Origin of the sequence: Mesorhizobium sp. M7A.F.Ca.US.010.02.1.1, assembly GCF_004023085.1 — a bacterium.
Lineage (GTDB): Bacteria > Pseudomonadota > Alphaproteobacteria > Rhizobiales > Rhizobiaceae > Mesorhizobium.
In genome coordinates, this window is record NZ_RZRV01000102.1 from 1 (window position 1) to 1310 (window position 1310).

A 1310-nucleotide genomic window follows, 5' to 3' on the forward strand; every position below is an offset into this window, starting at 1 on the left:
GTTTAAGGTGGCGGCAGATTTAAGGGCTGGGTTCTGTATTGCACAGGGCTCAGCCCTTTCAGTTTCAGTTTGATGCGATCATGATTGTAGTAGTGGATGTAATCCTCGATGCTGGCCTTGAGGCTCTGAACGTTCTCGAAGGTATTGGGGTAGAAGAGCTCGGATTTGAGTGTTGCGAAGAAGCTCTCGATAGGTGCGTTGTCGAGGCAATTGCCTTTGCGTGACATGCTCTGGGCAATGCCTCGTGCCTGGAGCCTGCGCTGGTAGGCAGGCGTCTGATACTGCCATCCCTGATCGGAGTGTAGGATGGGCCGTTGGGTTTGGTCGAGCCGGTCCAGCGCTCTGGCGAGCATATTTTCCACCAGCTTGAAGAGCGGTCGCCTTGCGGTCTCGAAGGCGATGATCTCGCCGTTATAAAGGTCCATGACCGGTGAGAGATAGAGTTTGTCGCCCGCCAGGTTGAACTCCGTCACATCGGTCACCCATTTATGGTTGGCGCTGTCAGCGTTGAACTGGCGTTGAATGAGATCGGGAGCCGTCCTTCCGATGCCGCCTTTGTAGGAGCGATACTTCTTCGGCCTGACCAGCGACTTCAATCCCATCTCCACCATCCGACACTGCACCGCCTTGTGATTGACGACATGACCGAGCCGGCGCAGTGCAGCAGCCACCCGGCGATAACCGTAGCGGCCCTTGTGGCTGTCGAAGACGGCTCTGATCTTCTCCTTGAGACCAGCATGGCGGTCGACGCGGGACGCCTTCTGTCGATAGTAGAACGTGCTGCGGGAAAGCCCTGCCAGTTTGAGCAGACCATCGAGCGGATAGAGCAGCCTTAACGCTTGGACAGCTTGCGCTTTTTGGGCGCGTGTCCCTGCGTTAAGGCCTCCAGTTTTTTTAGGTAGGCGTTCTCCATGCGCAGATGGTTCAGTTCCGCAAGCAGCTCTTCGCGGCTCTTGGTCTCATCACTCTGCGCCACGGGCGGCTCGCCAGGCGACGGCGGGTCTGACATCGATCGCGGCCTTCCTCTGCGGCGCGGCGCGAGCGCCTCTATCCCACCGGCTTCGTAGCGCCTCTCCCAGTCCGGAAGGCAGCCGGCGTTGCGGATATTGAACAGCGCGGCCGTCTGTCGGCAGGACAGTCCATCCTCCCACATCCGGTGCAGAACCGACAGCTTGAACTCGCCGTCATAGTGGCTGAGCTTGCGAGCGAGGCCGGCAACCCCGTGCGCTTGATAGCTCGCAACCCATTTGCGCACCGTTGCAGCATCTACGCCGTCGGCTGCACCGGCGCTCGCATAGCTCTCTTCACCA

1 pseudogene is annotated in these 1310 nt (G+C 59.1%); it reads right to left on the reverse strand.

The window, feature by feature from the left end:
• Window positions 1-2: 2 nt before the first annotated feature.
• Window positions 3-1310, reverse strand: a pseudogene (locus EOA19_RS34890) (IS3 family transposase); the annotation flags it as partial.